The organism is Salinivibrio kushneri (assembly GCF_005280275.1).
Lineage (GTDB): Bacteria > Pseudomonadota > Gammaproteobacteria > Enterobacterales > Vibrionaceae > Salinivibrio > Salinivibrio kushneri.
This window is the reverse complement of record NZ_CP040021.1, coordinates 1,699,463-1,724,934: the sequence shown is the minus strand read 5'-3', so window position 1 is coordinate 1,724,934 and position 25,472 is coordinate 1,699,463. Positions and strand designations below refer to the sequence as shown.

Here is a 25,472-nt window from a genome sequence, read left to right as displayed (position 1 = left end):
CGATTGGCCGCATTCAGTATTGAGTTAGGCTGATGGGTGTCGATTATTTTTGGGGTTGATGTGCCGCTCGCTGTTGATTCAGTTTGTCGATCGCGATGGCTAACAGTCCAGACCCGTTATCACTGTCAGGGCCAAAGCCTGCGGCCTGTCCCGCTAATAAAGCCAGGGCGTCACTGACATGTGAGACGGCGTATACGTGAAACTCGCCTTTTTCTACCGCCAGTACCACATCTTTGCGGAGCATCAGGTTTTGGACATTGGCAGTAGGAATGATCACCCCCTGGGTGCTGCTTGGGCCTTTTAGGGTGCACACATCAAAAAAGCCTTCGATTTTTTCATTGACCCCACCAATAGGTTGCGCTTCACCGAACTGATTCATCGACCCCGTAATGGCAATGTCTTGTCGAAGTGGGACATCCGTGATCGCAGAAAAAATCGCGCAGAACTCCGCCATGGAAGCACTATCGCCATCCACACCGCCGTATGATTGCTCAAAGGTAAGATGGGTTTTGAGTGGGATGGTGTCCGTTTTTCCTAGTAAATTCGCCAAGTACGCCGATAAGATCATCACCCCTTTGGAGTGGATACGGCCGCCGAGTTTGACACTTCGCTCGATATCCAGCACTTCTCCTTCCCCAAACGCCGTGGTTGCGGTGATGCGGTTGGGTAAGCCAAAGCTGTAATCCGATGTGCTCAGCACCGACAGGCCATTGATTTGACCTAGCGCCGTGCCGTGCGTGTTGATCAGTGTGACACCGTTTTCCACATTCTGCATCATGCTGTCACGCAAGCGGCTCACGCGCATATTGCGGCTGGCGAGCGCTTTTTCTACATGCAGGGCACCAATACTGTTTGCGTTAGCGTGATTCGCCCAATAATTAGACTCGCGCAACAGGTTAGCAATATCGGCGGAGTGCAATGATAAGCGGTTTTGATCCTCGGCTTGTCGCGCACTGTGCTCAATAATACGCGCAATGGCGCTGCGACTGCAGTGGAGCAAATGGCTGTCATGAATAATGCTTGAAATGAACTTGGCGTATTGCTGCTCGGTGCTCTCTGTGCGCGGCATGTCATCTTCAAAATCCGCGGTGACCCGAAACAGCTCAATAAACTCCGCATCGTAGCGCTGGAGTAGCTGATAGGTTTGGTAGTCGCCAAACAAAATGATTTTAACATCCAGAGGAATCGGCGCCGGATCGAGAGACACGGTCCCGCTTAAGGTCACTTCTCGCTCCAGAGCGCTCACACTCAACTGGCGGCTACTGAGAGCGCGTTTGATACCATCCCATACATAGGGCTTCTCGAGGACTTTAATGGCATCCATCAGCAATACGCCGCCATTGGCGCGGTGAAGGCTGCCTGAACGAATCAATGAAAAGTCGGTAAACACCGTGCCTTTAAACGTGGCATTCTCAACATAACCGAACAGATTGTGGTAGCTAGGGCTATCCTCAACCACGATCGGCGCTTGTGCGTCATTTTGACTGACTAACACATTGACTTGGTAGCGGCGAGGGAGTTTTTTATCCAGCGCCGCATACGCAAGTGCAGCTTGCTCCTCACTGTCTTCAAGGAAAATATCAAGGTGCTCGAGCATGTCAGCTTGCATGGCGTCTAAAAAGGCTAAAATGTCAGGCAAGTCAGCAAACTGTTTTTTAAGCGGTGCCATTTGGGTGGCGATGACGTCTTGAGCGATATCCTCGTCCAAGGCTTTTTGCTTTTCCGCGTACTCAGATTCCCATTCGCCAAGTTGGCGAACAATACCTCGCAGTTCCGTCTCCAACTTATCGATGACTTTGCCAAAGGCCATCTGCTCGTCTTGCGAGAGGGCGTCAAAGGTCTCCTCGGTGTGAGGCTCCTCGCCGTTTAAGGCCACAAATTGGTAATCACCCTGGGGCGTGATGGTCAAACTCACACTGTTTTTCTCTGCCGTGTCACTCAAGCCTTGAAGCACACTTTGCTGGCGCTCTGTGAGTTGGTTTTTGAGTGTTTCTGCCCGCTGGTAATACATTTCGTTGTCAAACGCCATGGGCAGGGCGTTGGCCAGTTTGCCCATCAGTTGCTCAATGTGCTTTTTGAGTTCACTGCCTTTACCCGCAGGCAACTTCAATACTTCTGGTGCGCGCGCCTCTTGAAAATTAGCGACATAACACCAGTCATAAACCGGTGACTCACTTTGCCAGTGTTGGTTGAGGTAGCGCATCATCATGGTGCGTTTGCCCAGTCCATTTTGGCCAATGGCATAGATGTTGTAGCCCTTCTCTTTGATGGACATCGCGAACTCAACCGCATGACGAGCACGATCTTGGCCGACAATCTCGTCAAGCGGCGCAAGGTGTTTGGTTGAAGTGATGTCACTGTGCTTTAAGCTGGACTCACGGTATAAACGATCGCTTTTTAGCGGAGTGATAGCCATAGCGCTTCCCATATTGGCATTGTGTCGGTGATTATTTGAGTGTAGCGGCTGTAAGTGATTGTTTTAGTGACCTTGGTGGAGAAAGCTGTGATGGGGTCACAGTTTTGAGTTGTCTGATGGTTTTGTGTACAAAACGGGCCATTAGGCCCGGTGCGATCGTACGTTGGAACGGTTTAGTGAGAGGCCTTAATCGCGGCGATCAGGGTATCGATATCTGCGCGGCAGATGTCTTTGTGTGTCACCAAACGGGCTGGTTTGCCAGACAGAGAGACGCGGATCTCTTTTTCCATCAGCCGCATTTGCAAGCGTGTATGATTGATGGTTTCGGCCACATCGACATAAACGATGTTGGTTTGCACAGGATAGCCGCTAGTGGAAAAGCCGTTCAGTTTTTCCAGCTCACTGGCGAGGTAATGCGCATTCGCGTGATCCTCCGCCAAGCGTTCTACGTTTTCGGTCAGTGCTTTATAGCCAGCAACCGCCAATATGCCCGCTTGACGCATGCCGCCACCGAGCATTTTACGAATACGCCGGGCTTTACTGATCAGGGCTTTCGAGCCGAGTAGCAGTGAGCCGACAGGTGCGCCTAATCCTTTGGATAGACAAATTGTCATCGAGTCAAAGTGACAACTGATCGCCTTAATGTCCACTTCTAGTGCGACAGCCGCGTTGTAAACCCTTGCGCCGTCAAGGTGTAGCTGTAGTTGATGTTGGTCGCAAAATGTTCGCGCCTTGGCTAAATAGGACAGAGGTAAGACTTTACCACCTATGGTGTTTTCCAAGCTCAGCAGCTTAGTGCGGGCAAAATGAAAGTCATCGGGCTTGATAGCCGCCGCGATTTTATCGAAAGACAAGGTCCCATCTGGCTCATTTTCAATGGGCTGGGGTTGAATCGAGCCCAATACGGCCGCACCGCCTGCTTCGTATTTGTAATTGTGCGCTTGCTGACCACACACATACTCATCACCGCGCTCGCAATGCGCCATCAGGGCCAATAAATTAGCTTGGGTTCCCGAGGTGGTAAAAAGTGCAGCTTCAAAACCGTGTCGTTCAGCCGCCCATGTTTCCAGCGCGTTAATGCTTGGGTCGTCGCCATACACATCATCGCCGACAGGGGCGTTAGCCATGGCGTCTCGCATGGATGCATCGGGTTGGGTCACGGTGTCAGAGCGAAAGTCAATCATGGAATAACGTCCTTGTCGTCAGTGATTTAAGTGAATTAATGCGTGTTTACGTCTGAGCATAGCAAAAACCCATTGACTAAAAATAGTGACAAGCGTGAGATATTGACTTAGATAATAAAAAAGGCCTCGTATGAGGCCTTGGGGAAAATTGTTATCACAGACGCGCGATTAGCTTTTCAACATCTGCCAGTATTTTTGATAGATTTTCACCGCTTCGCCGACATCATTGGTGAACTCACCTTTGTTCACCGCTTCATCAGATGGGAAGATGGTGCTGTTCTCTTTTAGCTCGGCCTCTAAGTACTCAGCCGCGTTGGTGTTCGGGGCTGGATAGCCAAATTCTTCCACCAGTTTCGCCTGATTTTCAGGGCGATACATAAAATCGATAAACTGGTGTGCCAAGGTCTTGTGTTCGGCGTTTTTGGGGATGATAAAGTTATCCATCCATAAGATCGCCCCTTCTTGTGGGTAGACGAACTCAATGCCTTCGATTTCTTGTTGCGCCATGTAAGCATTACCGTTCCATTGTTGGCCAATGCTCACTTCACCGGTTACAAATGGCACATGCGGTGCATCAGAGTTATACACCACCACGTTGTCGCGCAACTCACGGAGGTATTCATAGGCTTGCTTAATTTCAGCCTCTTCGGTGCTGTTAATGCTATGACCTTGCGCTTTCAACGCCATGCCAAACACATCACGCACATCATTCAAGAGCATGACTTGGCCGTTGAAGTCGTCGCGCCATAAGTCTGCCCACTTGGCCACTTTACTGCCATCGACATAATCACTGTTGTAGCTAATGCCAGTCACACCAAACACATACGGCAGCGAATAGTCATTATTTTTGTCAAAAGGTTGACCCAGTAAGCCTGGGCGCAGGTTGTCAAAATGACTGATTTGGCTCTTATCAATGTTGGCGAGCATTTCTTCATTGACCATTCGCTCAATGAAATAGGTTGAGGCAAATGCCAGATCGTAGCCTTCGCTATTAAGGAGTTTGAGCTTGGCATACATGGCTTCATTGCTCTCAAACGTCGAGTAATTCACGTCGACTTGATACTCCTCTTCGAACGCTTCAATCACGTCCATTGGCATGTATTCTGCCCAGTTATAGAGGTTGAGTACCTTATCGTCTGCATGAACGGCGCTTGCAAAGAGGGCTGAAAGCGCAAGTGTTGTGGCGGTGATTCCGTGAGACATTTTTTTCATTGTCATGATCCTTCAATGGCTGACTGGCCGAGTACACGTCGAGCGCATCATATTGTACTTGACCTTAGTGTCAACGAGTTTTTTTACCAACCTTGATAGAAGGCAATACCTTGCTAACGTTAGCATATCGGTTGCCATCTCCCCCAAATGGCCGGGTAAAGTGACGAGAATAATAGCTTGCCAGAGAGGGAGGACAGTGCCAGTATTTGCCGCCTCTGAGCGTGTGATGGCGCGAAACCAGACTGCTGGTTTTTTAATACTTTTTCTTTTTTGATAACAAGAGTAACCATTGAGAGCATGGTCAAAACGGTTCGACCTGATAATGACTTCAACGCGGCGACAAATTACTATGTTGCAACCCAAAACCAAACGCTGTCATTTCCTACACTGGCAGGCACACAAGAGGCAGATGTGTGTATTATTGGGGCGGGTTTAACGGGCCTGAACGCCGCCATTGAATTGCGACAGCGTGGCTATAGTGTCACCGTTCTAGACGCACAAACAGTGGCATGGGGAGGGTCTGGCCGCAATGGTGGCCAGTGTCTCGTGGGGTATTGCCTTGGGCTGAGAGAAGTTGATGAAACCTATGGGCAAGCATGGGGCAAACAGTTGTGGGACTTGTCGGTTGAAGCCGTTGATATTGTTCGCGAACGAATCCAGCATCACCAGATTGACTGTGATTTTCAACCGGGCTATATCGAGCTTGCTTTAAATTCCGCGCAGCAAAAGGAGTTGCAAAGCTGGCATGCATTAAAGCAAGGGCGTTATCAATACCCAGACGCCCAGTGGTGGGACAAAGCGCAAGTGGCGGAGGTTGCTAACACCGAGCGATACCTCGGAGGGTTATATGACCCCAACAGTGCGCATATTCATACCTTGAACTACACGCTAGGCCTCGCTCGTGCCGCGGCGCAAATGGGGGTGAAAATCTATGAGCACACCCCTGCTACGCGTTTGGTCAAAGGGCAACCTCATGCGGTGATCACACCTCAAGGTCGAGTGAATACGCCCCGCGTTTTGCTTGCCTGTAACGCGTATCTAGAGGGTTTACACCGCCAAGCACAAGCCAAGGTTCTGCCTGTTGCCTCGTTTATTGCTGTGACCGAACCGCTTGGTGAGCGTATGCCAATTACCAATCGCATGGCGATGTCGGATCTCAACAACTGTTTAGACTATTTCCGTCCCACGGCAGAGGGACGCTTATTGTTTGGTGGCGTCAATCATCCGTTTAATCGCGAGTATAAGGATTCGGCGCAGCGGCTCCACCATCGGATGACTAAGGTTTTCCCTCAACTGGGCCAAGTAAAGATGGACTATCATTGGGGCGGAATGTTTGCTGTGACGCGTAGTTATATGCCGCACATTGCGCATTTAGGTCATGATATTTATACCGCACATGGATATACGGGGCATGGCGTTGGATTAACCAATATTGCGGGACGAGTGGTTGCCGAGGCCATCGATGGTCAAGCCAGTCGCTTTGATGTGTTTGCTCGCCTCAAACATGGCTGGATACCCACGCCAAAAATGCTCCGTAGCCCAGCGCTGGCGCTCGCGATTTGGAAAGCAAAACTCGAGGATTTGCTCGGTTGATATGTTGAGAGAGAGTGACGCTATCGATGAGTTATGCTTATGGTCACGATAAACAACGCATGTTGTCCTGCCGGTTAAAGGCAGTAAGGTAACGTCTCCATTTCTAGGCGGAGACAAGTGGTTGAGCAACCTGGCTATCATCGATGATATTGCGACACATGGACTCAGTGTGTGTGACGGATTTTTGTCAGCGCAAGAGGTGCGTGACTTACACACATGCTTGCCCGCCCAATGGGCGCAAGCCACGATTGGGCGCGAACAAAAACAGCACACTAATACGCAAATTCGTCGGGATAAAATTCACTGGTTAGAACGAGGGAGCCAGCCTGCCGTGGATGCATTATTAGCAAAAATGGCCGATCTTCAGCAGGCATTCAATCGTCACCTTTTTTTGGGGCTATTTGAATATGAAGCGCATTTTGCTAAGTACAACCCTGGTGACTTTTATGCCAAACATTATGATGCCTTCGAAGGGCGCTCAAACCGTAAAGTGACCACCGTGTTGTATCTTAATGAAGATTGGTCTGAACAAGACGGGGGCGAAATCGTCATTTACAACCCCGACGGTAGCCATCGGCAAACGTTATGGCCGAAAGCGGGACGATTGGTGACGTTTTTATCCGAAGCTTTCCCTCATGAGGTGCTTCCCGCCAAAAGACAGCGTTTTAGTATTGCCGGCTGGTATCGATTGAATGGTATGAGCGGGCAGCGCGTTGATCCAATCCGCTAACGACAGCCATACTCACTGTCTAACAGTATTGAACGAGGCAGTGTTTTATGGCTCGCTCTCCCGAGCAACAAAGTTTCTTTTCTGATGCGGCATTTGATAGCCACCCGATCACTGATATGCCTGATGCTCAGGTGGATTGGTGGCCTGAGTGGCTATCAGCGGGGTGTGCAGACACATTGTTCTCAACCTTACTCGCGCAAACCCCCTGGCAACAATTGCCGATTTCGTTGTTTGGCCGCACCGTGATGCAGCCACGTCTATTGGCATGGTATGGTGATCATCCTTACACCTACAGCGGACTCACGCTTCAGCCGCTGCCTTGGACACATCCCTTGCGCCAACTCAAAGGCTGGGTAGAGGCGCAGTGTCAGACTTCCTTTAACACCGTTCTATTAAATCGCTATCGCAGCGGTAGCGATTACATGGGGTGGCACCGAGATGATGAGCCTGAGCTGGGGGAGCAACCTACGATTGCCTCTGTCAGTTTAGGCGCGAGCCGGCGTTTTCTTTTTCGCCATCCTAAACGGCAAGAAAAGCGTGAGGTTTTATTGAATCACGGATCCTTGCTGGTGATGAGAGGCACAACCCAAACACATTGGCAGCACAGTTTGCCGAAAACGCAAAAGCCAACGAGTGAGCGAATCAACTTAACATTTCGCTTCCTCACCCCCTCTGACAAATAGGGCGCCACGCGGGCGCCTTTCATTCACGGTTACTCAAAAAGCCTGTAAGAAGGCGAGCCGATGAGTCGCTCGCCGTTACCTATTTGAGCGATTGCGGTTATTCAACAATCAAGCTGACGCCTTGGTAATCCCGATAGCCCCGAAGCAAGACTGAAAACTCGCCGGGCGATGCGCCATCAAACCGGCAGATTTCGTTATTTCCGCCTTGATAGGGGCGGCAATCCCAATTATCAGTGCTAACTTGACCACCTTGTTTGACATAAAGGTCCACATCGCCAGTACCGCCGTATGTGCGGATGACGACATCACTGGTGGTCTCTAACGGGTAGCGATAGGTGCGCTCGCTGCCACGGGCACCTGAAATATTGTCGACAGGCTGACCGAGCTGCAAACCATTACCAGGATTGGGCTGGGAGGCAGCGTTAGCTAACTCTACCGTATAGGCCAAACCGAGTTTGGTGAACTTAGCCGCATGACGCCCTTCACTATCACTGTTGGCGAGTGTGTCGCGAGGGGTATGAATATTGGGATTGTAGTCATTGAATTTTGCTTCGAACGGCATGGCTGCAGGATAACCTGCTTGATGCCAAGACGCGTGGTCGGAGCACGCATATCCGCATGTATCAAAGCCATAGCTGAGTGTAGGCAAATAGGTATCGAGTAACTGAGTGAGATACTGGGTGAGGCCGTTATCGGTATAATCGGTAATAAAGACAATGTCTTCTGCTGAGCCTTGGTAGTTGGTCATATCAAGCTGCAACACGCCACGTACATCTTTGCCTTGTTGTTTAAACTGGTTGGCGATAGCTTGCGAGCCACGAAGTCCAACTTCTTCGGCGGCATAAGCGACAAAGGCTATACTGCGTTTGGGTTGAAAGTCATTCTGCGATAAAACACGAATGATCTCTGTCACTGCTGCAATCCCGGAGGCATCGTCATCGGCGCCAGGTGCGATACTTTGCTCGTCTGTGCGTGCACCAATGGTGGAATCGAGATGCCCACCAATCACAACCCATTCGTCAGGGCTTTCTGTGCCTTCGATAGTCATCATAACCGACGTTTGGTTATAACCACTGTGCGACACTTGAGAGATTGCCACACCGTTTAACCCCTGAGCGAGCGATTGCCAGCGTGCCTTTATCCAATCGGATGCTTGTGCGCCCGATGTCGTGGTGTAGAAGCGGTTGGGAAAGTCGGTCAGGCGATCGATGGTATTCACGATTAAACTTGATTGAATTTGGTCCAGCCAAGGCGTTACGAGTGCCTGCTGACTGATGGTCGGTGGCGTAAAGCTTGCGCGGGACACCGGCATATTGCTGGCTGCCATGGCACTTTGTGCTGAGGTGTGCACGATATAGCCACCACAGCGGTGATGATTTTCATGCATCTCATGAGACAGCGCGGCCAATTGAGATTCACTGACTTCACCTACCCATGCTTTGCCATTACTTGCAACAGCGTGTGACAACATCGGTCTGGCACCAGCGTGACGCGCCGTTTGTTGCGCATCAGCGCCAATGGAAATCCAGACTTTATCGTCGTCTTGACCCGCGTGGGCAAAGCTGGTGGCCAGCGCGAAAGCGAGCATTGTCATTTTGTATTTCATGTTTCCTCCTTGATTTGCATAGCGTCGCATTACTCCTTGCAACCCATTCACTGTAGAGGAAAAAGACACGTTGTTTAAAAATTAAGACAGGCATGTTGTGGACATGAAACTTGTCACAAAAATGTTAATAAGAGATAAGGCGAAGATAAAACAGGAAGTGAATAATAAAAAGGCAAACCATGCTGAAAAGATCCGCAAACTGGATGGGTTTTGATGTTTTCGTTTGCAAAACAGGCAGGTGACACTTTTTTTAAATAATAAGTGTTGACTCGATCACGTTAATCCGTAGAATGCCTCCCCGTACTCAAGAGGCAGTAGCGTTAAGGCGCGTTGGCAGAGTGGCTATGCAGCGGATTGCAAATCCGTGGACCTCGGTTCGACTCCGGGACGCGCCTCCATGTTTCTCTTAGTGCAGTATAATTCGGACGCGGGATGGAGCAGTTTGGTAGCTCGTCGGGCTCATAACCCGAAGGTCGGCGGTTCAAATCCGCCTCCCGCAACCAAATTTTAGGTTGCTGAAGAAGCACTTAACAATTGATGATAAGTCAATACGACCTTCGGTCGGTGCCGTTGCACGGCGCGTTAAATCCGTCTCCCGCAACCAATTTTACACAGCGTCATGCAACGCTTAATTGCATAAGGCGACATTAGCTCAGCTGGTAGAGCGCGACCTTGCCAAGGTCGAGGTCACGAGTTCGAACCTCGTATGTCGCTCCAAGTTTTGCCCACATCAAGCAACAATTGATGTTACGGACGCGGGATGGAGCAGTTTGGTAGCTCGTCGGGCTCATAACCCGAAGGTCGGCGGTTCAAATCCGCCTCCCGCAACCAAATTTTAGGTTGCTGAAGAAGCACTTAACAATTGATGATAAGTCAATACGACCTTCGGTCGGTGCCGTTGCACGGCGCGTTAAATCCGTCTCCCGCAACCAATTTTACACAGCGTCATGCAACGCTTAATTGCATAATGCGACATTAGCTCAGCTGGTAGAGCGCGACCTTGCCAAGGTCGAGGTCACGAGTTCGAACCTCGTATGTCGCTCCAAGTTTTGCCCACATCAAGCAACAATTGATGTTACGGACGCGGGATGGAGCAGTTTGGTAGCTCGTCGGGCTCATAACCCGAAGGTCGTTGGTTCAAATCCAGCTCCCGCAACCAATTTTACACAGCGCCATGCAACGCTTAATTGCATAAGGCGACATTAGCTCAGCTGGTAGAGCGCGACCTTGCCAAGGTCGAGGTCACGAGTTCGAACCTCGTATGTCGCTCCAATCTTCATAACTCTCCATCGACTTCACCCTATATGACGTGTTTCTTCAGGCACAGCGTAGCGCCTTGTATCACTTGTCGCATCTAGAAGCATTGTTTCTAGCGTGACGGTTTCGTCAATCTGCGAAAAGTGCGCAAGGCCGACTGAGTAGTTGAACGGATAGCGTTCTAAGGATAATCGGCGACAAAGCCGGAGATAGAAGCGATCCAATTGTGCTTCGACCGCATCGACATCCTGTTGAATCAATAATATCGCAAATTCACAGCCTTCTAGGCGACCAACCCAGCCCAAATCACCGAACACATCTGTTAGACAGCCAGCAAACTCTTTCAGGACTTTGTCGCCCGCATGCTTGCCATAGCGCTGGTTGACGTCTTGTAATTGGCGAACGTCAAAGTGTAATAACGTATGTTGATCTTCAATGACAACGTCGTCTGTTAGATAACTGTTTACTTCTCGGTAAAAGCCACGTCGATTAAAGACGTCTGTTAGCGGATCAATGACATTTTGTTGCGTCATGACCAACTCATGCTCGACGATACGCGCGAGGTCTGACAGCGCGCGCTGACAGGCATCCGTAAGCTCGCGAGGGTGATGATCGATCACACAGAGCGTTCCAAGCAGGTGTTCGCTATCCAGGCTAAAGGGAAAACCTGCATAAAAACGGATATAAGGAGGGCCGGTTACCAACGGGTTGTCAGCAAAGCGACTGTCGTTGAGCGTATCCTCAACAATTAATGGCTCTAGTTGCTGAATAGCATGACCACAAATCGATTCGCTGCGGCTTGTTTGGTTGACTGCCAAACCACGTTTAGCTTTAAACCATTGTCTCTGTTCATCAACGAGGCTAATTGCGACAACGGGGCAGTCAGAAACGTATGCCGCTACCCTGACAATCCGCTCAAATCTGTCTTCGTGTCCAGTATCTAATATGCCTAGATCGTGCAATGCGTGAAGTCTTTGCTGCTCATTGTGAGTGGGGCGCGCCGTTTCCATGCCTTTTCCTCCTTGCCGCTATTTCTATTGTAGCCAACCACACACAGGGTAGGGGCAATAATTGTTCGGAGCGGTGAATATCGCTGACACCCCGAGAAGCTTTTAAAAAGATCATTAATTCAGTGAGATATAGGAGAACTGGCTGTAAGTGTCTGTAGGTGTGCGAGAGGCTGAGAAACTCAGTTTGTAAAAAACTTGTTTCAATGATATTTTCCTCCGCTTGTTCAGTATTCACACTGTTGGAAGAGGCGGTGACGCACCCGGATTGATCGCGTGCGTGACAGCGACTCTATACTCTTAATACTTGTTGTTTTTAGAAGGTTTGCTTATGGCGTTTTTAGCGAGCTGTGATACCCAATATCCGCTGACTCATCCACATGCGGCGTCTGCTGTGGTGATGGTGCCCCCGCTTCATTTTAAATTTAATGCGCAAACGAGTGAGGATAATGGTTTTCAGCATGCGCCGTCACTACCGGATGAAGAGGTAAAAGCGCGCGCGATGGCAGAATTCAACAACATGGTGATGATCCTCCGCCGCCATGGTATCGATGTGGTGGTGATGGAGTACCCAGACTCTGACCCTGCAACGCCTGATGCCGTGTTTCCCAATAACTGGTTTAGTACCCTCCCCAGTGGCGAGCTCTACCTTTACCCTATGGCGTGCCCAAACCGTCAGTTAGAGGTGAAACCCGAGCGCTTAATGACTGCATTAGACCGTGCAGGCTATGCCGTCAATCACGTACACAAAGTGAAGTGTCATGACAAGGACGATGCGTTTCTTGAAAGTACGGGCGCGATGGTTATCGACCACCTCAACCAGCGTGTTTATGCGGCGCTTTCACACCGTTGTGACAGCATTTTGCTCACTGAGTGGGCAGCAAAGGTAGGCATGCGACAAGTCGTGAGCTTTAACACGGAAATGAGCGATGGCAATCCGGTTTATCATACCAATGTGATGATGGCGGTGGGTGAAGAGTTTGCCGTTGTGTGCGATGAGGTGATAGAACCGGGGCAGCGCGATCTTGTGTGTAACACATTGAGTCAAGATAAAACCTTGGTATCCATTAGTGAATCACAAATGAACCAGCTTTGTGGCAATATTTTACAATTGCGCAATCGCCACGGTGAATCACTCATCGTCATGTCATTGTCGGCCTACAGTGCGTTTACTGAAGAGCAAAAACGCACGCTGCGCCAATTTGGTAAATTGGTGCCCGTCGATGTCAACACAATTGAAACCGTGGGTGGGGGAAGCGTGCGTTGTATGATGGGAGAAGTATTTTTACCTCGTCATCAAGCCGCGATATCGGGTTAAAGGCGTCGGTTAAAACGTCGGTTTAATAGGCAAAACGGCGACTTAGGGTCGCCGTTTCACGTTGCTTTCATGCTACGAGTGCGCGCGTGTTTTGGCCTTAAGTGGCATTTTGTCAAATGAGACACCGTTCCATCCAGTGACCATAAAGTTGCGAATGTTTTTGTGATCCGTCCCCGAAGGGTTGCTCAGCACGTCCTCGCGATAATACCCCCCAAAGCAGGAGAGTGTCTGTGCTTCCGTAAGCTCATGGAGCTGGCAGAATGCGAGGACTTTGCAAGACCCTGTGTTCTGGCCTGCTTTATTAGCCAGATCACCGTTAGTGAATCGAGTGGGGGCATAGTCGTAATGGGCATCTATCACCGCTATTGTCTCGTCAAACATTACCATATCTGGGGTTTGCGTGACTTTAGCGAGAAAGCTGTCTAAGGTCATGTTGGTTCCTGAGTTAATAACATGCGAGCTCTCGTCGAGAGTATGTGCACGTTGTACCAACTTGTTTAACCAATGTGAAGCCAAGAGAAGCGACTAATGGATAAATATCCATCACTTAAACCAAATTTTTTGTTGCAGTGCTTTACATTGACTCGGGGCAACATTAGTATACCACCCAGTTCGGAGGGATGGCTGAGCGGTTGAAAGCACCGGTCTTGAAAACCGGCAAGGGTTAATAGCCCTTCCAGGGTTCGAATCCCTGTCCCTCCGCCACATACCGAAAAGCCGCTGAGAAATCAGCGGCTTTTTTGTATCTGTATATCCGCTTACTCTCCTTTTGTGCGCAAACTAACAGCTTGGTGATGCTTTTCCTTACAGGTTGGGCTGAAACACCTAATATGTTAAGAAACTGTACTGTGCGATAAAGGCTCCGTGACTGAACTGATCTCCCATCCAGAATGGCTACTGCTTGTATTGGCTCCCGTGTTTTTCTTATGCATGCTGGGGGAGTATTGGGTGGCGCTGCGCCGGGGGAAATTGGGCGATAATGCGCGTTATTACGTGCCGGAAGTGCTCTGTAACTTTACCTTGGCGGGGCTGCATCAAGCTGCCGATCTACTGACTGGTTTGCTGGTTGCCAAGGTCTATTTATGGTGGTTTGGCTGGCGGCTGTTCGACATTGAGATGTCGGTGAGCCTGTTTTTGTTGCTGATGGCCGCACAAGATTTTTGTTACTACTGGTTCCACCGCGCCAGCCATCGTGTTCGCTGGATGTGGGCGGCGCATGTGGTGCATCATAGCTCAGAGCGGATGAACTTTAGCACCGCGTTTCGCCAAAGCTTAATGTATCCGCTGGCAGGGATGTGGCTGTTTTGGCTGCCGCTGGTGGTGATTGGATTTCCGCCGCAATGGGTGGTGTTTGTTGTGCTGCTGAATTTAGGGTTACAGTTTTTTGTCCATACTCAATGGATAAAGACACTCGGGCCTGTGGAATGGGTTTTTAATACCCCGTCTCATCATCGTGTTCATCATGGCGTGAACCCCCAGTACATCGACAAAAACTACGCGGGCATTTTGATCATTTGGGACAAATTATTTGGCACCTTCGAGCCGGAATCTGAGCCGGTGCGCTATGGGATCCCCAAGCCAGTAAAAAGTTTTAACCCTCTGGTGGTGACCTTTGCAGAATGGCAGCAAATGTGGCGCGATGTCACGCAGCCTGATCTGAGTTTTCGGCAACGATGGCGGTGCTTGTTTGCACCGCCAGGACACGCACAAGGCCACACGACAGACGAGCAAGCATCACGTAAGAGGTAGCAGTTTGCTGGCTTGCTGCAAGCAAACACATTTTGAGGATATAGCTCATTGTTACCGGGTGCCAACACCGCCACGTGTAGCATTCCTGCCTATGGAGGCGCGTAAACGCAACGTTTGAAATATGAGCCGAGTTGATTGTTAGCAGGCTAGATGCTTTTGCACTCCTTTGTCACGGCGTTGGCGCTTTGGCGCAGAATCCCAACCTGAATAACGATGGCTACGGCCGCTACCGCGGCGGCAGCGTAGACAAGCTGAATCACTGAAATCCCGTGGCCGAGCCACAGCCCACCCAAAAGGGTACCCACCGCACCACCAAGGTAGTTTGATGAACTATTGAGTGCGACAACGGCGGCACTTTGCTCCGGTTGGAGGCTAATCAGAGTGTGTTGCTGTGGTGCGAGCGACGACCAACCGGCCGCACCCCATAAAAAGAATGGCACAAAGGCAATGATTGAGGGCAACGGCAAGCTACTCGGAATGCTAAAGATGGCGACGAACATGAGCGTCAGGACGCTGAGCAGGATTGTCCTTGGACGTTTTACCCAGTCAATTAAATGGCCGATGGTGAAGCTGCCTACCATGCCGCCTAGCCCCCAAATCCATAAATAGGGCGTGAGGTTGGTTTGTTGTGTGATGCCTGTAATCACAGGTGCGAGATAAGAATAGAGCCCCAAGCTGGCGACAGCCGTCAAGAAGGTGACACTAATAGTCGCAGACACGGACCGACTGGCGAGTAACGCGACGCGTGCTTTTAGCGATGGTGGCGGGGCGACACAGATCTGAGGAACACCCAGCACCACGCCAATCAGCCCAATGAGCGCGATACCGATCACGACGGCAAACACGCCTTGCCATCCAAGCCAAGTGGCGAGAGCGAGACCGACGGGAACCCCGACAACGGTACCCGCACTCATACCACCCAGCAACAGCCCTAATGCACGCCCCTTCTTTTCTGCAGGCACCAAAGAGGCGGCACTCGCCGCCGCTAAAGGCGAGAAAATGCCTGCCCCTATGCCGGCTAGCGCGCGGCTTGCCAGTAACATGGTTAAGTGCGTGCTGAAAATGGTGACAAGATTAGCGGCGATAAACATCAGCATCGATAACACGAGTGCCTTTTTGGTCGGAAAGCCTGCCAACAATGTCGCCAAGATTGGCGCAGAAAGGGCGTAGCACAAGGTAAAAGCCGTCACCATTTGTGCGGTTTGTGCTTCTGTGATCTGAAAACTGGTGGAAATTTCCGGAATAATGCCCGCCACGACATATGCATCCATGCCGAACGCAAACATCGCAATGGGTAAAAATAAAATGTTTTTCATGGATAGCCTAGCGCGTGAGTCTTTGAAAAGTTGCGGGTATACCGTCAATTGACACGCAGATGACGATGGGGAAGGGCCCCTTGTCAAGCGTACAACTTTATAATGTCCAGGAAATGTAACAAAGTATTACATTGGGCGAAAACACTTGCCAGCAAATATAGGTAGAGGAGCAGGCAAGTATTTTTTACAGAGTAAACAATTGACTATAATACAGGGCGCGATGAGTCAGCCTTTATATCAAAGGGTGATTGAGTTGACACTTAGAACTGGTATTTAACCAATCATCGCTATTGCAAGAAAAATAGGCACCCACTGAGTGGATGCCTATTTGGGTAAGGAGTGAGATAGTGTCTTTGTCTTAGCTTAAACGGTCTGTCCGCGTAAGTTTAGCCAACTGTCGTCTGTGAGCGTGTTGTTAGAATTTATAGTTAACGTCGAGGTAAAACACACTTGGGTTCTTGAAGGAAATACCTTCCGCATACTTTTGTTTCGTTAAGCCGTATTTATGACCGCCTTCCAAAGCGATACCGGAGTTAAAACGATACCCAAGGCCGAGATTGACGTCGCTCGCTAGGCCAGAGTCTCTGAGATTATAGTTGTCAGTCCCCAGAGCATCTTTGTCCTTAATTTCTAGCTTGCTGCGTTGATAGCCTAGCGTACCACCAGCAATACCGTACAAATTGTCAGTGAACTCGTGAATATAGTCTAAGCCCATACCGAATTGATAATCAGTATTTTCCAGCGACAGCTCTTCATCTCCTGCTTTCACGGTCGATTTACTCGACGCGCCCGACTGCCAGTAGCCGTAAGCGCGCACTGAGTCAGTGATATACTTACCGCCGTACAGCTTGACGGTTCCTCGGTCCTCGAGATCACTTTTGAACTCGCTGCTATCTAAGCCACTCACATCAGCGCTACCAGCTCCAAATTCCATCCCCATATAAGAAGAGGCATAAGCCGCTGGTGCGAGAATCAGTAAAGCGAAAGGTGCTAATTTTTTCATTGTAAATAACCTATTATTCGTCGTAGGTGTTTTTTAAGAACGTATGACTTATAGTCATTGCTTTTTGGAACGTTCGTTTAAGGGGGAACGTTTGAGTGGTACTTTACGGCTGACGAGCGCGGTAATGTATCTGCAGAGTGTCATGGTTTGTCGTATGACTGTCGTGATAGCTACGCCTGTAGACGCACAGAGTTATTAATGATTGATACCAAGGCTTTTGGTTTGTTTATTTTTCTAGGTCAATATTAATGGAAGAGAAACTACACTTGGTGGTTGTCGAAGATGACCCCAAAATGCGAGAAATGCTGACAGAGTATTTTGATACACAAGACTATCGCGTCACGGCACTCGCTGAAGGGACAGGGGCGGCTGAATACATTTTGTCCGCACAACCTGATTTGGTTCTACTCGATCTAATGCTACCCGGTGACGATGGACTGACAATTTGCCGACAAATCCGTGATGGGTTTAGAGGAAGAATTGTGATGCTAACCGCGAGTGATGATGATTTTGACCATGTGGCAGCCCTAGAGGTGGGCGCGGACGATTTTATCAGTAAACCGATTAAGCCTCGGGTGCTGATGGCTCGTGTAAGAGTGCAACTACGCCAGCTTAGAGACGACGCAGCAGTGCTCGCACCCAAGCCCAGTGTCCTTAATTATGGTGTCTTGGCGCTCAATGAGGCAAGACGCTACTGTTCATTAAATGATGAGCCTATCGCATTAACAGACAGTGAATTTGCATTGCTTTGGCACCTGGCCAGTCAGCCTGACGAGGTGCACACACGAGAGACGTTAACGCGTGCATTACGAGGTATTGAGTATGACGGTGTTGACCGGACGATAGATAATAAAATTGTGACCTTGAGAAAAAAGCTGGGTGATACATCCACCAACCCTAAAAAAATTATCACAGTGCGGGGAAAGGGTTACTTGTTTGTGCCTGATGCATGGTAAGTGCGTAGTAGAAGTCTGTATGAGTGGTGAGCAATGCGTCGGATATATTTAGAGTTCTTCTTTGGGCTGGTCGTCATTTTTATGGCGAGCTCATTGACCTACGAATACCTCGTGTATGAACTGACGGAAAACTATGAAGCAACCTTGGCGAAGCGACAGGCTGAAAGTGTCGTTGATATGGTAGCGCTGATTGAGTCACAGGCGGGAACGCAAGAAGCTTTAGGTGCGCTGAAGGGGTATGCCGATAACGTTGAATATTCATTATCGGTACACGAACTTGGCAAGATTCCGGCCCATTTGAAGGAGGCATTTTCCCACCAACTTGACCCCTCGGCCGTTTTTGATGATAAAAACGAAACCTTGTGGTTCCGTCTCGACGATAAGGCGCAAATCTATAGTTTACAAACCGCGGTAGACTCTGAGCTACACGGGGCCATTGCGTTTAATGAAGATCTATTGTTCGTTTTTCTCTTTTTTGGTTTTGCTCTCTACAGTTTTTTCATGGTGCGGTTTCTCAGCCGCCGAGTACGGTCACTCGAGCAAGCGGCTCTTCAATTTGCCAACGGCAATTTAGACGCGCGGGCGTCAACAAAGAGTCAATATACCGTGGGGAGTTTGAACGCGACCTTTAATCATATGGCAGACAGAATTGCCAGTTTGGTCAGTAGTCGCCGAGCGCTAACCAATGCGGTGGCGCATGAATTGCGCTCTCCTTTATTTCGAATTCAATGGCAAGCTGAATTGTTGAGTGAGAGCCAACTGGATCGCAAGCAACAACAAAAAATCGTCAGTATCGTTGAAGATACGGATGAAATGGCAGGATTGGTTGATGAGCTTCTTTATTTGGCACGTGTTGATCACCCCAATACACCTTTTAGCCCGGAAAGATTGAATACGGCGATGTGGCTACAAGAAGAATGGCCGCGTTGGCAAACGCTCAGCACTAAGTCCGTGAGCTTGGATGCCCCGCAAGACTTGCCCAGTGTTGAGGCCGATCCACACCTGCTCAAACGAGTGATCACCAATTTAATCGGTAATGCGGAGAAGTATGCGACTCGTCAAATAGCCGTGCGTGTCTATTGCGAGGACACACAGCTTGTGATTGCCGTACACGATGATGGTGAGGGGGTGGATCCATCACACTGGCCGTTTATTTTTGATGCCTTTTACAGTGCGAATCGTTCCCGCGATAAAAAGCGCTCAGGCTATGGCTTGGGGCTGGCGATCGTTAAACAAATTGTCACCCGCCACGGCGGTCATGTTGAGATTGATCATAGTGATTTAGGCGGCGCATGTTTTCGGGTGATCTTACCCATAAAAACATGATGTCACGCTGCCAGGGCTAAGTTGATAGGGCGGCATTCGTCGCCATCAGGTATTTCGCGTATAATAGCGCCCACATCGACAACACTAGGGGCACTATGAAACACCGTACTTTCGTCTTTATTGGCATGGCGATTTTTGCCGTGACCGTCACCATTTTGGTTTCGCGCCAGCAGCCCAAAGCCCCGCTTGTGCCCGATTTTCAATCCTTTGCGGCGGGGGCTGAGCGTAAGCAGGCGTTTTTTGATTACTTCACCCCTGTCGTGAATACCATTAACAGCGAAATCTTGGCGGATCGGACCGCGTTAACGGCATGGCACACGCGTCAAAGTGAGTTAAGCCGCCGAGAAACAAAACGCGTTCAAGCGCTCGCCGATCAGTATGAGCTAGCCGAGTTTGATGTCGGCCAAGAAGCAGACTGGATGGCGCTGATTCAACGGGTAGATATCATTCCGCCGTCGTTGGTATTAGCGCAGGCGGCCAATGAGAGTGCATGGGGTACCTCGCGGTTTGCGCGTGAAGGGAATAACTACTTCGGACAGTGGTGCTTCAGCAAAGGATGTGGACTGGTACCCAAGCAACGTGCGGAAGGGAAAGTGCACGAAGTGGCAGCCTTTGATAACCCGCAAGCCTCGGTAAAAAGCTACATCAATAACTTGAATACCCATGCCGCGTATCAAGGGCTACGCGAGATCCGCGCTAGCCTGCGTGAGCAGAATAAACCGCTTTCAGGTACATCGCTTGCCAATGGGTTGGGGCGCTATTCGGAGCGTGGCCAAGCCTATGTGAAGGAGCTACAAGCGATGATCCGTCATAACCAACTGGACAGGCTTGACCAGCCATCACCTTTATCAAATAACGAGTAGGACAGCCAATGATTACCCGTTTGCCTCGGTGGGTTGAAGCCGGGGCGTTTGTGTTAGCGCTGATCGCCGGTACCATCAATGCGATCGGTTTGTTGGGCTTTGAACATCAAGCCGTCTCCCACGTGTCAGGTACCGCGACGCAATTTGGTTCGGGGTTGTTTGCAGGCCAGTGGACACAAGTCATCCAGCTGGGGGGCTTACTGGTGGCATTTTTCCTTGGTGCCGCGATTTCCGGGTGCTTATTGCATGGCAGCACGCTCAAACTGGGCCGCCATTATGACTCGGCACTGTTTGTCGAAGCTGGGCTGATTATGGTGGCGTTCTATTTTCTTTCTCGTGGCTTTGCCATTGGCCAGTTAGCCGCCTCGGCAGCGTGCGGCTTGCAGAACGCGATGGCGACGACCTACAGCGGCGCGATCGTGCGCTCAACCCACTTAACCGGCATCTTTACCGATTTAGGATTGATGCTCGGGGGTAAGCTGCGCGGCAATCCAGTGGATAAGCGCAAACTGATGCTCTTTTTACTGATTGCGTCTGGCTTTATCGTCGGCGGGGTAGTGGGCGCGTCGCTCTTTGCGTGCTTCCATTTTGCGGCTTTGCTGTTTCCCGCAGGGTTATGTTTTGTGGTGGCATTGTGTTATCGCGGATATATGACACGCCAGCGTTTGATAACCCGCACCAGTAGCAAATAAACACACACGTTATTAACAATGCGCGTTTTCGCGCATTTTTTAATGTGCGTGTTGTGCATCGTATCGATGGCTCTAACTTGCCCGATTCTTTGGTGTCAACGTCGTGCCTGCTTCCTGTGGCGGCGGTTTACCGTGTCACCATTCGCGCGTCTTTTTGCGGCCAAAAGTTTGTCTCAAATCAAACAAGTGTGAGTTTGTGTTTCGAATTCGCGCATTGTGTGATGATCTCGCCGTCTTTGTGATACAGAAAATGCCACACTCCCGTTACGATACAGTAACAAGGAGGCCCCATGCCAAATAGCCAGTATATTGAAACGGATGTGGTCATCATCGGCGGGGGAGCAACCGGCACCGGCATTATGCGAGATTGTGCGCTGCGCGGTATCTCGTGCATTATGCTCGAACGTGACGATATCGCGGCTGGGACATCGGGGCGCAACCATGGCTTGCTGCATTCTGGGGCTCGTTACGCGGTCACAGATACCGAATCGGCCCGTGAATGCATCCAAGAAAACACCAACCTTAAATCCGTTGCTCGCCACTGCGTGGAAGATACCAGCGGACTCTTTATTACCTTGCCGGAAGATGATTTAGCGTACCAAGACACCTTTATTGCCAGTTGTGATAAAGCCGGCATTCCGACCCGGAAGCTGACACCACGTGAAGCGCTGGCGTTCGAGCCCAACGCCAATCCGGCTATGATTGGTGCGGTGCAGGTACCGGATGGCATTATCGATCCGTTTCGCTTGTGTGCCGCGAATGTGTTGGACGGCAAAGAGCACGGCGGCAAGGTGTTTAACCATACCCGAGTGACGGGATTAATTCGTCAAGGGGCGACGGTGCAAGGTGTCCAGTGTTTGCATACCCTCACCGGCGAGCGTTTTGCCATCATGGCGAAGCAAGTGATTAATGCCGCAGGGATTTTGGGGCAGACAATCTGCGAGTATGCTGATCTGAATATCAAAATGTTCCCCGCCAAGGGCTCATTGCTGATCCTCGATTATCGGATTAACAATCGAGTGATCAACCGCTGCCGTAAACCGGCAGACGCTGACATCTTGGTGCCTGGTGACACCATTTCCTTAATCGGCACCACCTCTGAGCACATCGAGTACGATCAGATTGATAAGTTGGCGGTGACGCCACAAGAGGTGGATGTGCTGATGCGCGAGGGGGCTAAGCTCGCCCCCATTATGGCCAATACGCGGGTTTTGCGCGCCTACGCGGGTGTGCGGCCGTTGGTCTCGGTAGACGACGACGGCAGTGGGCGTAATATCAGTCGCGGCATTGTATTACTTGATCACCAAGCACGCGATGGGCTGGAGGGCTTGATCACCATCACCGGTGGTAAGCTCATGACCTACCGTTTGATGGCCGAGCAAGCCACAGACTTGGTGGCTGAAAAGCTGGGTAACCGCAATCCATGCCAAACTGCGACCCGTCCGCTACCGGGCTCTGAGCCTTCTAAAGGGATCCGTAAAGCCAGCGCCAGCTTGGTGAAACCTGTCTACCAATCCGCCTATTACCGCCACGGTGAACGCGTTAGCCATTTTCTGAATGACAGTGACGATAGCCAAGCAGTGATTTGCGAATGCGAAATGGTGACCAAGGGCGAGGTGAACTATGCCATTCAATCGTTGGACGCAAAAAACATCACTGATTTACGTCGCCGCACCCGTCTGGGTATGGGGCCTTGTCAGGGTGAGCTTTGCAGCTATCGTGCCGCCAGCTTATTTAGTGAATGCGGAGGATTAGATGGCCAAGCCAGTGCTGGGCTGCTAGTGGATTTTCTCGAAGAGCGCTGGAAAGGCGTGAAACCCATTTTTTGGGGCGACGCGCTACGCGAAGCCGAATTTAGCTATTGGATTTATCAAGGATTATTTGGCGCCGGAGAGGTGCCAACGCCGCCGAAGACACCACGCAGTAGTGGTGAGTTAAAACGTGCTACACCGACGTCAGCGGCTGATCAGGAGGTATCACAATGATCCACTACGATATCGCAGTGATTGGTGGCGGCATTGCCGGGTTTACTGCCGCCTTGCGGGCACTAGAAGCGGGCAAGAAAACTGTGATGATTAGCGCCGGACAAAGCGCGCTACATTTTTCGTCAGGCTCGATTGATGTATTGGGCCATTTCCCTAATGGTGAGCCGGTCAGTCAGCCTTTTGAAGCGATTCCGAAACTGGTGCGCCAGCACCCTGAGCATCCGTATGCCAAAGTCAGTTTAGAGGAAATCACCCAATCACTGACTTGGTTCCAACAGCAACTGAGTGCGCAAAAGGTGTGTCTGTATCATCAAGAGGATAATGCCAACCACGGCCGTATTACGCCGCTGGGCACCGTGCGTCCGACTTGGCTGTCGCAAGGACATGTGTATCAGCATCGCGGCCCGCGTCGTTTCTCTGGTTTATGTTTTGTCGCCATTGAAGGCTATCGCGATGCGCAACCGACGTTAGCCAAAGACACCATTACCGCCCAGCGTGATTTTGCCTCCTGCCCAAGTCGCACCATCACGTTGTCGATTCCGGGTGCCGAGCGATTACGCCGTAACCGCAATGAGCTGCGCTCGGTGGATCTTTCCCGTTTATTGGCCGAGCCTGATGCCTTTGACAGCCTGTGCGAGCAATTAATCGCGCAATCCGGCCCGGATGAATTGGTGATTTTGCCCGCCATTATTGCCGATGTCGCCGGCGAACGGGGTATGGATGTGCTTAAACAGCGCACCGATCGCTGTTTTCACGAAGTGCCAACCATGCCGCCTTCGCTGTTGGGTATTCGAATTGAAACCGCCTTACAGCGGGCCTTTGCCAGTGCAGGTGGGGTATTGCTGCGTGGTGATCAAGTGACCGGCGGTGAGTTTGACGACAATGGTTGCCTCACCGCCCTGCATACGCGCCAGCTCGAAGATATTCCGTTAACCGCAGAGGCGGTGATCTTGGCCACGGGCAGCTATTTTAGCCGCGGTCTCAATGCCGACCGCACCCAGGTGAGCGAACCGACGTTGGGGTTAGACATGGTGCAAAGCCCCGATCGCAGCGAGTGGCGCAACGACGACTTTTTTAGCCAGCAAAGCCATCCCTTTATGGCGTTTGGCATCAATACCGACAATCAACTGCGGCCCACCGCACGCGGCAAACGTTGCCAAAACCTGTTTGTGTGTGGCGCGGTACTCAGTGGTTACGATCCCGTCTATGAAGGCTGTGGCGGTGGCGTCGCGATCGCTACTGGCTACGCCGCCGCGCAACGTGCGCTCGCCGTGATGGCGAGCGCTAAGGAGGCGTCCCATGCTAACTGAATGGCTTAAACAGCGTGACTATAGCGACCATGCGCCGCAACCCACCAGCTTTGACCAATGCATTAAATGCACGGTGTGCACAGTGTATTGTCCGGTGTCGAAAGCGAACCCGGCGTATCCTGGCCCCAAAGAATGTGGCCCGGATGGTGAGCGCCTGCGGATCAAAAATCCTGAGTATTATGATGACCTGCTCAAGCTATGCACCAACTGCAAACGCTGCGAAACCGCCTGCCCATCCGGTGTAAAAATTGGCGATATCATTGCGGTGGCGCGCGGCAAACACGGCAAGAAAAACATCAACCCCAAGCTGATGCGTGATTACGTGCTCAGCCACACCGACTTGTTTGGCACGCTTGCTAATCCAGTCGCGCCACTGGTAAATGTGATGACGGATCTGAAACCAGTGAAAGCGGTGATGCATGCCACGATTGGGGTGGATAAACATAAATCTCTACCCAAGTATTCTTTTGGCACCTTTCGGCGTTGGATGAAAAGCCAAGCGGCGGCACAAGCTGAATACCCGAAACAAGTCAGTTACTTCCACGGTTGCTATGTGAATTTTAATAACCCGAAGCTTGGTAAAGACTTGGTAAAAGTGATGAATGCGATGGGGTACGGCGTGCAATTGCTCGACAAGCATAAGTGCTGTGGCGTGCCTTTAATTGCCAATGGCTTTTACGATAAAGCGCGCCGCAACGCGACCGCCAATACCGCGATGATTGCCGATTCTGTTGCTGAGGAGCGCCCAGTGATCGCCACCTCATCATCCTGTGCGCTGACGTTAAAAGAAGAGTATCCCCATGTGCTGGGCGTGGATAACAGCGAGGTCGCTGGGCAAATCAGCTTTGTGACCCGCTTTTTACTCAAAGCGGCTATGAATGGCGAGATGCCCAAGCTCAATCCAATCAATAAGCGGGTGGTTTACCATACCCCTTGTCACTTGGCGCGCAGTGGTAATGCGATGTTTACCATTGAGCTATTGCGTATGATCCCCGGATTAGAGGTGGTTGTGCTCGATAGCGAATGTTGTGGCTTGGCAGGCACCTATGGGTTTAAAACCGAGAACTATCAAACCTCGATTGCGATTGGTAGTAGCTTATTTGCCCAGATAGAGGCTGCGCAAGCGGACTTTGCGATCACCGACTGTGAAACCTGTAAATGGCAAATTGAAGAAAACACGTCGCTGGAAGCCTTGCATCCGGTGAGTGTGCTGGCGATGGCCGTTGAGGCTCCATCAGCGTCTTGAGCTTCGCCGCAAAGAACAGC

The 25,472-nt window shown here is 50.6% G+C and carries 20 protein-coding genes and 8 tRNA genes; 20 read left to right on the top strand and 8 right to left on the bottom strand.

Going from position 1 to position 25,472, the window contains the following annotated elements; genetic code table 11:
- Positions 1–43 precede the first annotated feature (43 nt).
- The 3 genes from FCN78_RS08135 to FCN78_RS08125 all read right to left on the bottom strand — a co-directional run bounded on the left by FCN78_RS08135 (position 44) and on the right by FCN78_RS08125 (position 4,812).
- The gene (locus FCN78_RS08135; RefSeq protein ID WP_077659694.1) at positions 44–2,416 is read right to left on the bottom strand and encodes a Lon protease family protein; all 2,373 of its coding nucleotides are present in this window, start codon (positions 2,414–2,416) and stop codon (positions 44–46) included.
- A gap of 173 nt (positions 2,417–2,589) precedes the next feature.
- Positions 2,590–3,600 (bottom strand): low-specificity L-threonine aldolase, encoded by a 1,011-nt coding sequence (gene ltaE / locus FCN78_RS08130; protein ID WP_069362232.1) that lies wholly within the window; start codon positions 3,598–3,600, stop codon positions 2,590–2,592.
- A 168-nt stretch (positions 3,601–3,768) separates the two neighbouring features.
- Entirely contained in the window at positions 3,769–4,812 is a 1,044-nt protein-coding gene (locus FCN78_RS08125) for an ABC transporter substrate-binding protein (RefSeq protein ID WP_069362233.1), read from the bottom strand.
- Positions 4,813–5,109: 297 nt separating this feature from the next.
- On the opposite strand from FCN78_RS08125, the gene FCN78_RS08120 reads away from it, so the two are divergent.
- The 3 genes from FCN78_RS08120 to FCN78_RS08110 all read left to right on the top strand — a co-directional run bounded on the left by FCN78_RS08120 (position 5,110) and on the right by FCN78_RS08110 (position 7,818).
- On the top strand, positions 5,110–6,405 hold the full coding sequence (locus tag FCN78_RS08120) for an NAD(P)/FAD-dependent oxidoreductase (protein WP_077659695.1): 1,296 nt from the start codon (positions 5,110–5,112) through the stop codon (positions 6,403–6,405).
- Between the two features lie 121 nt (positions 6,406–6,526).
- The gene (locus FCN78_RS08115) at positions 6,527–7,135 is read left to right on the top strand and encodes a 2OG-Fe(II) oxygenase (RefSeq protein ID WP_077659696.1); all 609 of its coding nucleotides are present in this window, start codon (positions 6,527–6,529) and stop codon (positions 7,133–7,135) included.
- A 116-nt stretch (positions 7,136–7,251) separates the two neighbouring features.
- Positions 7,252–7,818, top strand: coding sequence for an alpha-ketoglutarate-dependent dioxygenase AlkB family protein (locus FCN78_RS08110; RefSeq protein WP_069362261.1), 567 nt, complete (start codon positions 7,252–7,254; stop codon positions 7,816–7,818).
- A 97-nt stretch (positions 7,819–7,915) separates the two neighbouring features.
- Here FCN78_RS08110 and FCN78_RS08105 read toward each other — a convergent pair whose 3' ends face one another.
- Entirely contained in the window at positions 7,916–9,412 is a 1,497-nt protein-coding gene (locus FCN78_RS08105; RefSeq protein ID WP_201258665.1) for a M20/M25/M40 family metallo-hydrolase, read from the bottom strand.
- Between the two features lie 336 nt (positions 9,413–9,748).
- Here FCN78_RS08105 and FCN78_RS08100 point away from each other — a divergent pair.
- From FCN78_RS08100 to FCN78_RS08070, 7 genes are all read left to right on the top strand, one after another.
- Positions 9,749–9,822 (top strand) — tRNA-Cys (locus FCN78_RS08100).
- A 28-nt stretch (positions 9,823–9,850) separates the two neighbouring features.
- Positions 9,851–9,927, top strand: a tRNA-Met gene (locus FCN78_RS08095).
- A gap of 138 nt (positions 9,928–10,065) precedes the next feature.
- Positions 10,066–10,141 (top strand) — tRNA-Gly (locus FCN78_RS08090).
- 37 nt (positions 10,142–10,178) lie between these two features.
- A tRNA-Met gene (locus FCN78_RS08085) sits at positions 10,179–10,255 on the top strand.
- A 138-nt stretch (positions 10,256–10,393) separates the two neighbouring features.
- Positions 10,394–10,469 (top strand) — tRNA-Gly (locus tag FCN78_RS08080).
- A 37-nt stretch (positions 10,470–10,506) separates the two neighbouring features.
- Positions 10,507–10,583, top strand: a tRNA-Met gene (locus tag FCN78_RS08075).
- Between the two features lie 37 nt (positions 10,584–10,620).
- Positions 10,621–10,696 (top strand) — tRNA-Gly (locus tag FCN78_RS08070).
- A 23-nt stretch (positions 10,697–10,719) separates the two neighbouring features.
- On the opposite strand, the gene FCN78_RS08065 is transcribed toward FCN78_RS08070, so the two are convergent.
- The gene (locus tag FCN78_RS08065; RefSeq protein ID WP_069362237.1) at positions 10,720–11,691 is read right to left on the bottom strand and encodes a sensor domain-containing diguanylate cyclase; all 972 of its coding nucleotides are present in this window, start codon (positions 11,689–11,691) and stop codon (positions 10,720–10,722) included.
- 328 nt (positions 11,692–12,019) lie between these two features.
- On the opposite strand from FCN78_RS08065, the gene FCN78_RS08060 reads away from it, so the two are divergent.
- Entirely contained in the window at positions 12,020–13,006 is a 987-nt protein-coding gene (locus FCN78_RS08060; protein ID WP_077458633.1) for an arginine deiminase-related protein, read from the top strand.
- A gap of 72 nt (positions 13,007–13,078) precedes the next feature.
- Here FCN78_RS08060 and FCN78_RS08055 read toward each other — a convergent pair whose 3' ends face one another.
- Positions 13,079–13,438 carry a HopJ type III effector protein gene (locus FCN78_RS08055; protein ID WP_069362239.1) on the bottom strand — a complete coding sequence of 120 codons (360 nt, stop codon included), beginning with the start codon at positions 13,436–13,438 and terminating at the stop codon, positions 13,079–13,081.
- Between the two features lie 182 nt (positions 13,439–13,620).
- On the opposite strand from FCN78_RS08055, the gene FCN78_RS08050 reads away from it, so the two are divergent.
- Together FCN78_RS08050 and FCN78_RS08045 are read left to right on the top strand one after the other, a co-directional pair.
- Positions 13,621–13,711: transfer RNA gene (locus FCN78_RS08050), tRNA-Ser, on the top strand.
- A 159-nt stretch (positions 13,712–13,870) separates the two neighbouring features.
- Positions 13,871–14,755, top strand: a complete 885-nt coding sequence (locus tag FCN78_RS08045; RefSeq protein ID WP_235607615.1) for a sterol desaturase family protein — start codon at positions 13,871–13,873, stop codon at positions 14,753–14,755.
- A 146-nt stretch (positions 14,756–14,901) separates the two neighbouring features.
- On the opposite strand, the gene FCN78_RS08040 is transcribed toward FCN78_RS08045, so the two are convergent.
- Positions 14,902–16,071, bottom strand: a complete 1,170-nt coding sequence (locus tag FCN78_RS08040; RefSeq protein WP_077659792.1) for an MFS transporter — start codon at positions 16,069–16,071, stop codon at positions 14,902–14,904.
- Between the two features lie 415 nt (positions 16,072–16,486).
- On the bottom strand, positions 16,487–17,074 hold the full coding sequence (locus FCN78_RS08035; RefSeq protein ID WP_077458630.1) for a porin family protein: 588 nt from the start codon (positions 17,072–17,074) through the stop codon (positions 16,487–16,489).
- 248 nt (positions 17,075–17,322) lie between these two features.
- On the opposite strand from FCN78_RS08035, the gene FCN78_RS08030 reads away from it, so the two are divergent.
- From FCN78_RS08030 to glpC, 7 genes are all read left to right on the top strand, one after another.
- A complete protein-coding gene (locus tag FCN78_RS08030) occupies positions 17,323–18,030 on the top strand; it encodes a response regulator (protein ID WP_077659791.1) in 708 nt (235 codons plus the stop codon).
- A 33-nt stretch (positions 18,031–18,063) separates the two neighbouring features.
- Entirely contained in the window at positions 18,064–19,356 is a 1,293-nt protein-coding gene (locus tag FCN78_RS08025; RefSeq protein WP_077659790.1) for an ATP-binding protein, read from the top strand.
- A gap of 95 nt (positions 19,357–19,451) precedes the next feature.
- Complete coding sequence (locus FCN78_RS08020; RefSeq protein WP_102505176.1) at positions 19,452–20,219, top strand: glucosaminidase domain-containing protein; 768 nt, start codon at positions 19,452–19,454, stop codon at positions 20,217–20,219.
- 8 nt (positions 20,220–20,227) lie between these two features.
- A complete protein-coding gene (locus FCN78_RS08015; protein ID WP_077659789.1) occupies positions 20,228–20,911 on the top strand; it encodes a YoaK family protein in 684 nt (227 codons plus the stop codon).
- A gap of 290 nt (positions 20,912–21,201) precedes the next feature.
- Positions 21,202–22,896: an anaerobic glycerol-3-phosphate dehydrogenase subunit A gene (gene glpA / locus FCN78_RS08010; RefSeq protein WP_077659787.1), complete on the top strand. Its 1,695-nt coding sequence runs from the start codon at positions 21,202–21,204 to the stop codon at positions 22,894–22,896.
- A complete protein-coding gene (gene glpB / locus FCN78_RS08005) occupies positions 22,893–24,206 on the top strand; it encodes a glycerol-3-phosphate dehydrogenase subunit GlpB (RefSeq protein ID WP_077600401.1) in 1,314 nt (437 codons plus the stop codon). Before glpA ends, glpB begins: the two co-directional genes overlap by 4 nt.
- Positions 24,196–25,452, top strand: coding sequence for an anaerobic glycerol-3-phosphate dehydrogenase subunit GlpC (gene glpC / locus FCN78_RS08000; protein WP_077659786.1), 1,257 nt, complete (start codon positions 24,196–24,198; stop codon positions 25,450–25,452). Before glpB ends, glpC begins: the two co-directional genes overlap by 11 nt.
- Positions 25,453–25,472 lie beyond the last annotated feature (20 nt).

Excerpts from the sequence above, each read along its gene's own strand:
- glpA (WP_077659787.1), top strand. The coding sequence starts at position 21,202 with ATGCCAAATAGCCAGTATATTGAAACGGATGTGGTCATCATCGGCGGG.
- FCN78_RS08055 (WP_069362239.1), bottom strand. The coding sequence starts at position 13,438 with ATGACCTTAGACAGCTTTCTCGCTAAAGTCACGCAAACCCCAGATATG.
- FCN78_RS08030 (WP_077659791.1), top strand. The coding sequence starts at position 17,323 with ATGGAAGAGAAACTACACTTGGTGGTTGTCGAAGATGACCCCAAAATG.
- FCN78_RS08025 (WP_077659790.1), top strand. The coding sequence starts at position 18,064 with ATGCGTCGGATATATTTAGAGTTCTTCTTTGGGCTGGTCGTCATTTTT.
- FCN78_RS08040 (WP_077659792.1), bottom strand. The coding sequence starts at position 16,071 with ATGAAAAACATTTTATTTTTACCCATTGCGATGTTTGCGTTCGGCATG.
- FCN78_RS08125 (WP_069362233.1), bottom strand. The coding sequence starts at position 4,812 with ATGAAAAAAATGTCTCACGGAATCACCGCCACAACACTTGCGCTTTCA.
- glpB (WP_077600401.1), top strand. The coding sequence starts at position 22,893 with ATGATCCACTACGATATCGCAGTGATTGGTGGCGGCATTGCCGGGTTT.
- FCN78_RS08020 (WP_102505176.1), top strand. The coding sequence starts at position 19,452 with ATGAAACACCGTACTTTCGTCTTTATTGGCATGGCGATTTTTGCCGTG.
- FCN78_RS08060 (WP_077458633.1), top strand. The coding sequence starts at position 12,020 with ATGGCGTTTTTAGCGAGCTGTGATACCCAATATCCGCTGACTCATCCA.
- FCN78_RS08120 (WP_077659695.1), top strand. The coding sequence starts at position 5,110 with ATGGTCAAAACGGTTCGACCTGATAATGACTTCAACGCGGCGACAAAT.
- glpC (WP_077659786.1), top strand. The coding sequence starts at position 24,196 with ATGCTAACTGAATGGCTTAAACAGCGTGACTATAGCGACCATGCGCCG.
- ltaE (WP_069362232.1), bottom strand. The coding sequence starts at position 3,600 with ATGATTGACTTTCGCTCTGACACCGTGACCCAACCCGATGCATCCATG.
- FCN78_RS08105 (WP_201258665.1), bottom strand. The coding sequence starts at position 9,412 with ATGACAATGCTCGCTTTCGCGCTGGCCACCAGCTTTGCCCACGCGGGT.
- FCN78_RS08015 (WP_077659789.1), top strand. The coding sequence starts at position 20,228 with ATGATTACCCGTTTGCCTCGGTGGGTTGAAGCCGGGGCGTTTGTGTTA.
- FCN78_RS08135 (WP_077659694.1), bottom strand. The coding sequence starts at position 2,416 with ATGGCTATCACTCCGCTAAAAAGCGATCGTTTATACCGTGAGTCCAGC.
- FCN78_RS08110 (WP_069362261.1), top strand. The coding sequence starts at position 7,252 with ATGCCTGATGCTCAGGTGGATTGGTGGCCTGAGTGGCTATCAGCGGGG.
- FCN78_RS08065 (WP_069362237.1), bottom strand. The coding sequence starts at position 11,691 with ATGGAAACGGCGCGCCCCACTCACAATGAGCAGCAAAGACTTCACGCA.
- FCN78_RS08035 (WP_077458630.1), bottom strand. The coding sequence starts at position 17,074 with ATGAAAAAATTAGCACCTTTCGCTTTACTGATTCTCGCACCAGCGGCT.